This is a genomic window from uncultured Nevskia sp. (assembly GCF_903885465.1).
Classification (GTDB): Bacteria; Pseudomonadota; Gammaproteobacteria; order Nevskiales; family Nevskiaceae; genus Nevskia.
This window is the reverse complement of record NZ_CAISIQ010000274.1, coordinates 1-8,404: the sequence shown is the minus strand read 5'-3', so window position 1 is coordinate 8,404 and position 8,404 is coordinate 1. Positions and strand designations below refer to the sequence as shown.

The 8,404-nt window shown below is 64.6% G+C and carries 7 protein-coding genes; 1 reads left to right on the top strand and 6 read right to left on the bottom strand.

Features of this window, described 5'->3' with window-relative positions:
* From thiC to QZY06_RS10230, 5 genes are all read right to left on the bottom strand, one after another.
* A partial coding sequence (gene thiC, locus QZY06_RS10250; protein ID WP_295683702.1) for a phosphomethylpyrimidine synthase ThiC occupies nucleotides 1-1,437 on the bottom strand: 1,437 nt, incomplete at its 3' end.
* Between the two features lie 224 nt (nucleotides 1,438-1,661).
* Nucleotides 1,662-2,078, bottom strand: a complete 417-nt coding sequence (locus QZY06_RS10245) for a glycine zipper family protein (RefSeq protein ID WP_295683699.1) — start codon at nucleotides 2,076-2,078, stop codon at nucleotides 1,662-1,664.
* 55 nt (nucleotides 2,079-2,133) lie between these two features.
* Nucleotides 2,134-2,658: an NUDIX hydrolase gene (locus tag QZY06_RS10240; protein WP_295683696.1), complete on the bottom strand. Its 525-nt coding sequence runs from the start codon at nucleotides 2,656-2,658 to the stop codon at nucleotides 2,134-2,136.
* A gap of 21 nt (nucleotides 2,659-2,679) precedes the next feature.
* Nucleotides 2,680-3,714, bottom strand: coding sequence for a PHB depolymerase family esterase (locus tag QZY06_RS10235; protein ID WP_295683693.1), 1,035 nt, complete (start codon nucleotides 3,712-3,714; stop codon nucleotides 2,680-2,682).
* Nucleotides 3,715-3,774: 60 nt separating this feature from the next.
* Complete coding sequence (locus QZY06_RS10230) at nucleotides 3,775-4,989, bottom strand: iron-containing alcohol dehydrogenase (protein WP_295683690.1); 1,215 nt, start codon at nucleotides 4,987-4,989, stop codon at nucleotides 3,775-3,777.
* Nucleotides 4,990-5,250: 261 nt separating this feature from the next.
* Here QZY06_RS10230 and QZY06_RS10225 point away from each other — a divergent pair, with 261 nt between their 5' ends.
* Complete coding sequence (locus tag QZY06_RS10225; RefSeq protein WP_295683687.1) at nucleotides 5,251-7,713, top strand: esterase-like activity of phytase family protein; 2,463 nt, start codon at nucleotides 5,251-5,253, stop codon at nucleotides 7,711-7,713.
* 247 nt (nucleotides 7,714-7,960) lie between these two features.
* Here the strand turns inward: QZY06_RS10225 and QZY06_RS10220 are convergent.
* On the bottom strand, nucleotides 7,961-8,404 hold a 444-nt coding region (locus QZY06_RS10220; RefSeq protein ID WP_367275609.1), incomplete at its 5' end, for an alpha/beta fold hydrolase.

Below are 8,404 nucleotides of genomic sequence, written 5' to 3'. Positions count from 1 at the left end.
GTAGCCCGGCGCGATGTCCGTGGTCAACGGCCCGAGCGTGTAGAACGGTGCTTCGTCGCAGTCTTTCAACTGCTTCTCCATGTTCTCCTTGATCAGATGCATCGGCACGTGGCCGGGGCCTTCGATCATCACCTGCACGTCGTGCTTCCAGGCGATCTGGGTCAGCTCGCCGAGCGTTTCCAGCTCGCCGAACTGCGCGGCGTCATTGGCGTCGGCGATCGAGCCCGGACGCAGGCCGTCGCCGAGGCTGAACGACACGTCGTAGGCCTTCATGATTTCGCAGATGTCTTCGAAATGCGTGTACAGGAAGTTTTCCTTGTGATGCGCAAGGCACCACTTGGCGAGAATCGAGCCGCCTCTGGACACGATGCCGGTGACCCGCTCGGCGGTCAGCGGGATGTACTGCAGGCGCACGCCGGCGTGGATCGTGAAGTAGTCCACGCCCTGCTCGGCCTGTTCGATCAGGGTGTCGCGGAAGATTTCCCAGGTCAGGTCTTCGGCCTTGCCGTTGACCTTTTCCAGCGCCTGGTAGATCGGCACCGTGCCGATCGGCACCGGCGAGTTGCGGATGATCCACTCGCGGGTTTCGTGGATGTTCTTGCCGGTGGACAGATCCATCACCGTGTCGCCGCCCCAACGCGTCGACCAGACCATCTTTTCGACTTCCTCGGCGATCGAGGAAGTGACCGCCGAGTTGCCGATGTTGGCGTTGATCTTCACCAGGAAGTTGCGGCCGATGATCATCGGCTCCAGTTCCGGGTGGTTGATGTTGGCCGGGATGATGGCGCGGCCGCGGGCGATTTCGCTGCGGACGAATTCCGGCGTGATCACTTCCGGGATGCTGGCGCCGAAGCTCTGGCCGGCATGGCGCTTCAGGTAACCGGCGGCCTGGTAGCTGTCGTGCAGCTCCTGCACGCGGATGTTCTCGCGGATGGCGACGAACTCCATTTCCGGTGTGATGATGCCCTGCCGCGCGTAGTGCATCTGGCTGACGTTGGCGCCCTTCTTTGCACGCAGCGGCTTGCGGATATGGCTGAAGCGCAGGGCTGCGGTCTTGTCATCAGCGGCGCGGATGCGGCCGAAGATCGAGGTCGGGCCCTTGAGTTCTTCGGTGTCGTCGCGCTCGGCAATCCAGTTCGCGCGCAGCGGCGCAAGGCCTTTCAGCAAGTCGATCTGCACATCCGGATCGGTGTACGGGCCGGCGGTGTCGTAGACGGTGAGCGGCGGATTGGCGACTTCGCCCGCGTCGCCTTCCTTGCTGTTGTGCAGCCGGGTCGGCGTCTGGATGATTTCGCGCATCGGCACGCGGATGTCCGGACGGGAGCCTTCGACGTACACCTTGCGGCTCTTGGCGAACGGCTCGCGAACCTCGGCGCTCAGTTCATCGGCGCGGGTCTGGGTCAGCGCATCGACTGCGGATTTCGGGACGGCACTCATGAGTCTTCCTCGGTCATATCGACGGGAAGACGCGGCTGCGCGCGAGCGCGCTCGGCAGGCCGCAAGCCTTCCCTACGCCGGGCTCCATAACGTCCGGAGGCCGCGGCCAGGTTCCAAGGGTTTGCTCTCAGCCCGCTGCGTCGATCAGATGATCGTCACAGCCGGCACCCCCAGCTTGTTGGCGCGACGATAGGCCAGCTGGGGCGCTGCGGCAAGCCGAGCGGCTACTTCCAGCCGATCACTTCGTAGCCTTGATCCCGGAGGCAACGGTCGACATAGGACTTGTACAGCGGGCTCGGCCCGGACGAGCTGAACATGCCGCTGATCAGGCCCTGCGCGCCGCCACCGGCGGCGCCGGCTGCCGCACCGCGTCCGGCATTGCCGAGTACCGCACCGACGGCTGCACCGGTCGCAGCACCAACAGCGGCACCGACACCAGTCGATTTCGCCACCGCACCCGCCTGCGGATCATCGACGTTCGCCGCATCCGCCTTGCGCTTGCAGTCCTGGATCGCGGCATCGCCGGCGGCCTGGCCGCTCTGGTTCAAGGTCTGGTTCGGGTACAGCACCGGCCGCGATGCGGCGCAGCCGCCGAGACCGGCGAGCAGCAAGCAGACAAAGGACATCCGGAACGTGTTCATCGGCGGGCACCGTATTGATTTGATGTGAATGATGCCCTGCGACAGGCCCGCATGATCAAGCCGGCGTCTGGGCCAGGAACCATAGGCCGACATAAACCCGCGGATCGACGCGCTTGCCGGCTGCCGCCTGGGCGGCGAGCCAAGGCTGGATGGTCGCGATCGGCACCCGGTGCACGGTGATGTTCTCGCCTTCCACACCGCCGCCGTCGTGGATGCGCTCGAGCCGGGTCGCGACGTAGAAATGCAGCAGTTCGGAGGACATGCCGGGCGCGGTCGGGCCGGTCAGGATGTGCTGGATCTTCCCGGCGCGGTAGCCGGTTTCCTCTTCCAGTTCGCGCAGCGCGGCGGCTTCGAAATCCTCATCGGCAAACGCGGCTTCATCGCCGACGATGCCGGCCGGCAGTTCGATGCAGGCCGACTGCAAGGGCACCCGGTATTGCTCGACCAACACCAGTTCGCCCTCATCGGTCCGTGCAGCGATGAACGCGGCACCGCGCGCATGCGGCCGTGACACGTATTCCCAGGTGTCATTGCGGAGCAGGCGCAGGAAGCGTCCTTCGTGCAGGGTTTCGATGGTCATTCTTCAGGCTCTTCTGGGGGCTCAGCGACGGTAACCGTTGACGAAGCGCCAGATCAGGCCGGTGGCGGCGATATCCTGGGAGGTGACGCCGAAGATGGTCGATTCACCACCCGGCCAAGCGTGACCGCCGCCGGTCAAGGTGTAGAGCTGCAGCTGGGTGCCGGCCGTGCAACCGGTCCGTTCCTGCAGTTCGGCGGTGGTGCCGTCACGCTCGGTGTCCGGAATCGGAGTGGTCCGCACGTCGCCGTTGCACTGCTGCTGCGCTGTCCAGAAATCGATGGTGCTGGCAGCCGATCGAATGCCATTGTCGAACTGGCCCAACAGCCCGTTGTACGGGACGATCAGATCGGCGGTGCCGAGGAAATAGACTTTCGCACGCTGCTTCGCCGGGAAGCAGACCGCGGCCAGGCTGGACCGCAGCGCTGCGGACACGACGCCGAACGCGGCGATCTTGTCGGACAGATCGCAGGCCAGTCGCTCGGCCATGAAGCCGCCGCTGGAAAAGCCGGCTGCGTAGAAACGGCTGGCGTCGACGCCACCATCGGCCACCAGCTTGTCGATCAGCGCCGAGATGAACGGCACGTCCTGATCGCCGAGGCCGGACGGATCGTCCTGCCAGCTGCCGCCGATCGCTTCCGGCATCACCGCCCAGAAACCCCGAGTCAGCACGTACTCGGAGACCTTGGTCAGATTCGCCATCGATTCCGGCGCGGTCAGCGAGGGATGCAGCAGGATCAGCACCGGCGCATTGCCGGACGACACGGTCGGCCGCATCACCACATAGCGCCGCCGGACACCGTTGACGTCCAGGTTCATCGAGGTCGCTGTAGTGCCGTCCGCCACCCGGATCACACCGACGCCATCACTGACCGTGCTGCTGCCGATCGGCGCGTCGGTGGTCAGGTAGCCATCGACCGGATCGATGCTGCCCGTGGTGCCGCTCGGTGCTGGTGGCGTTTGCGTCCCATCGCCAATGATCGGTTCGCTGCTTCCGGTACACGCCGCCAATACGCCGATCAACAGAATCGCGGCCCACTTGAACTGAAAAGATCTCACAACGCTCCCCATCGATGACAGCTGTTTTTCTGGTTTTCGGGCTGCGGAGACCGGTTCAGATCACGGCAGCATCTGGCTGATGAAGGCCTGACAATCGCTATTGTCCATGTATCGCGGCACGGCGTACGTCCAGTGCGCTTCGCTGAGCGCCTTGCCGGTGATCGCCGGGATATCCGAGGCCTTCAGCTTTTCGACCTGGGTCGGGATGCCGAAGTCGGCGTTGAGCTTGCGGACATGGGCGATGAAGGCATCGGCGAGCTGGGCATCACTTTCGCCGCCGTGCTTCAGGCCACTGACCTCGGCCAGTTTGGCCAGGCGCGGAATGCATTCCGGCTTCGAGAAATCGAGCACCCGCGGCAGCACCACGGCGTTCGCGAGGCCGTGGGGCATGTGGTAGTAGGCGCCGAAGTTGTGGGCGATCGCGTGCACGTAACCGACGCCGGCGGTGGTGAACGCGACACCGGCCTTGAACGAGGCCACAGCCATGTTCTGGCGCGCTTCGATGTTGCCGCCATCGGTCACCGCAGTCGGCAGGTTCTGCATGATCAGCCGCGTCGCGTCGAGTGCTTCGGCATCGGTCATCGGCGTGTGATTGCGCGAGATATAGGCCTCCACCGCATGGGTCAGCGCATCCATGCCGGTGGCGGCGGTGATGTGCGCCGGCAGGCCGGTCATCAAGGCACCGTCGAGTGCGGCGCCGATCGGCACCAGCTTCGGGTCCATGATCGCGAACTTGCGGGTGGTCGATGGATCGGAGACCACGGCGGCGATCGTCACTTCCGAACCGGTGCCGGCGGTGGTCGGCACCGCGTACAGCGGCATCGGCTTGAAGAACACCCGCATCAGGCCGGCCATGTGGACAATCTTGTGCGGATTGCGCGCGCGCGCCGCGATCACTTTCGCGGCGTCGATCGAGGAGCCGCCGCCGATCGCCAGGATCGCCGTGCAGCCTTCGCGCTTGAGCATCGCCAGGCCGGTTTCGATCTGATCGATGGTCGGGTTCGGCAGCACGCCGTCATAGACGACATAGCGCACGCCCAGCTCGGTCAAGCGGTCCTGCATCGGCTTCAGCAGGCCGAGCTTAACCAGCATGCCGTCGGTGACGATCAGCAGGTTCTTGACGCCGGTGCGGGTGGCGATGTGATCGCAGAGCTGCAGGGAGGAACCGGGGCCGCTGAACAGCTCCGGCGTGCGGAAGGTGAGCAGCTTGGTCGACCACTTCAGCAGGAACTGGAAGATCTTGAAGACAAAAACCTGGATCGAGAAAGGAATCATGCGGCTTCTCCGAGTACGGCAATCTGAATTGTCGCGAGCGATGCGGGCTGCTCGCGCGGGCGCAAAGGTGACACGTCAACCCTGACTTCGGCCACAGGTCGCCGAAAACAATGTTGCTTACTGCCGTGCGGCCGCGGCGCGATCGGGTGATTCCGGCCCGCCCACCTTCACAGTCGCGTTATCTGCCCGCCACGGCAACGACACCTCTGCTGGCCACCATGCGAGCTCCTTAGATCCTGCTCAGGGGTTCAGAACGTGGTCATGAAAATCGATAAAGGATTCAGGCTGGCGGCGATCGCCGCCGTGCTCGTCAGCAGCCAAACCGTCGCCGCGACAACGCTCGAAGGCCGCGCCGTGTTGCCCGCCCTCACCTTCTCCGCCGGACCGACCTCTGGCCAGTACATCGGCAGCGCGCCGATCAACGGCATCACGCCGCCGTTCCTGAATCGCCAGCCGGTGCAGGGCTTTTCCGCCGTGCTGCGCAATGCCGACGGCACGTTCAACGTGATGCCGGACAACGGCTACGGCAGCCTGCAGACCTCGGCGGACTTCAATCTGCGCGTCTACACCGTGCGCACCAATCTCGAAACCGCCAAGGGCGGCGCCGGCACCATCGACGTGCTCGGCAACATCGAACTGCGCGATCCCGATCGCCGCATCCCGTTCGCGATCGTCAACCACTTTTCCGAAGCGCGGGTGCTGACCGGCGCCGATTTCGACATCGAATCGATGCAGCGCGCGCCGGACGGCTCGCTGTGGTTCGGCGATGAATTCGGCCCGTTCCTGCTACATACCGACGCCACCGGCAAGGTGCTCGAAGCGCCGATCGCACTGCCTGATTTCGACAACCCCAGCCGTGAAGTGCGCGCGCCGCAGAATCCGTACAACGAGGAAACCGCTGCCGTCCGCATCATGAACGCGGTGCGCGCCAATGCCTTCGCCCACGGCGGCACCAAGACGCCGGTGTTCTCGCCGTACTTCCCGGAACTGAAGTTCCCGGGCTCCGACCCGAACGCCAGCTATGCACGCGGCAGCAACTCGCCGGCTGATCTGGCGCCGGCTGCCAGCGACATCCACGACATCGCCCTGCTGCGCGCCGCCGGCTTCCCGGTGGTGCCGTACACGGTCGACGACAAGGCGACGATGCTGTCGCTGATGGCCAAGAACGTCAGCGGCCTGATCTCCGATCGTCCCGATCTGCTGCTGCAGGCGGTACGCGAATTCGACGCCAATGGCGACGGCACGCCGGGCGACTATCTCGGCGCCGACGGTCTGCCGGACGTGACCAAGTTCGACATCCAGGGCCATCGCGGTGGCCGCGATCTGCGCCCGGAAAACACGCTGCCGGCGATGGAAGTGGCGCTCGACAATCTGATGACCACGCTGGAGACCGATACTGGCGTCAGCCTCGATAAGGTCGCCGTGCTGTTCCACGACCCGTACATCGAAGCCGGCAAGTGCCGTCGGGCCGATGGCGCGCCGTACACCACCGCCAACGAAGTGCTGATCCGCAGCCTGAACGTCGCCGACATCCAAGCGCAATTCATCTGCGACAAGCTGTTCCGCGGTCCGACCCAGCAGAACGATCGCGCGCTGTCGCCGGTAGCCACGGCCTTCGCCGCCAGCCGCCGCCTGCTCGATCCGTACATCGTGCCGACCGTCAATCAGCTCTATGACTTCGTCGATTTCTACGCGCAGTACTACAGCGTCGGCCCCGGCCGCTTCCTGACCGGCGCCGCGCAGAAACTGGCGACCGCGCGCAAGGTTCGCTTCAACATCGAGACCAAGCTCAACCCGCGCTCGGATCGTGATGCGCTCGGCAACGTCTACAAGGACCGCACCTTCGCACCCGAAGTGATGGCGCGCTCGCTGGCCGAGGTGGTGGTCCGTCGCCGGATGCAGGCGCGTACCGACATCCAGAGCTTCGACTTCCGCACCCTGCTGCTGGTGCAGGAGGCGGTGCCGGAAATCCGCACGGTGTTCCTGTTCGGCGATTTCCCGGTGATCACCGATCAGACACGTCTCGGCGATTCCGATGACGGCACCAACATGCAACCGGACACGAACGGCAGCAACACGCCGTGGATGGCCGGCCTGTACTGGCCGTATCGCTCGACGATCGCCACCGCGCCGTTCCGTGCGGCGGGTAGCGGCGGCTTCGAAGGCATGGCGATCAACACCGCTGGCACCGCGCTGTATCCGATGCTGGAACGGCCGCTGACCGGTGCCGATCAGCGTCGCCTGCAGATCAGCGAATTCAACCTGGCCGCCAAGCGCTACACCGGCCGCCGCAACTACTACCCGCTCGATGCGCGCGGCACCAACATCGGTGACTTCGTGCTGTTCAATGCGCTGGGCGAAGGCCTGGTCATCGAACGCGATGGCAGCCAGGGCAACACCGCCGGTTACAAGGCGATCAACCGCATCCGCCTGAGCAATGTCGACGGCGCCGACGTGATCAAGGCGCCGCTGGTCGATCTGCAGAACATCGCCGATCCAGCCGGCATCTCGCTGCCGGGCCAGCCGGGCGATATCGGCCTCGGCAACCCGTTCTCGTTCCCGTTCACGACCATCGAAGACGTGGTGGTGATCGACCAGAACCGGATCGGCGTGATCAACGACAACAACTTCCCGTTCAGCGTCGGTCGCCACGTCGGCAGCAGCCAGGCGGACGATTCGGAATTCATCCTGCTCAAGCTCGATCAGCCGCTGGTTTTACGTTGATGGGGCGTTGATCTACTGAATCAGAAAAAGCAGTCGCTGCAATCTTCAGAAGCCGGCCTCAGGGCCGGCTTCTTTTTGGGCGTGTTGCGAGCGCAGCTTTCTTCAATCTCTACAAACACTCGTCATTCCCGCGCAGGCGGGAATCCAGTTCTGATGCGGCGCGCTACGGCTCAAACTGGATGCCCGCCTTCGCGGGCATGACAGGAATTTATGTGTTCCCTTGATTTGGAAACACTCTGAAGCCTGCTCACAACCAGCGACGAATCTGCTCGATCACCCAGCCGCCATCATCGAGCGGCAGGTCGTGCCCGGCGCGTGGATGAACCGCGATCTCGCAGTCCCAACGCTTGGCCAGCCGCTGCGAGCAACGGCTGTCGACCAAGGCATCACGCGCGCTGTTGAGAATCAGCAATCGCGTTGCCGGTGCCGCAATCGGTGCGCGGTACTTGGCGGCGGCCAGCAATTGCCGCAGCGCATTGGCGCGGGACACTGGATGGCTCAGGCGCCACTGGGTCCAGTCGTCCAGCAGGGTTTCGGGTTCACGCACCAGGCGGCTGGTGAGGCGAAGGATCATTCGCTCGATCGCCCGCACGGACGGCGGCCGCAAGGCCAGACGCAGGACATCCGGCCAGACTGCAGGACGCAGCCGCCAGTGCGGCGGGCTGAACGGCCGCAGGCTGGTGTTGATCAG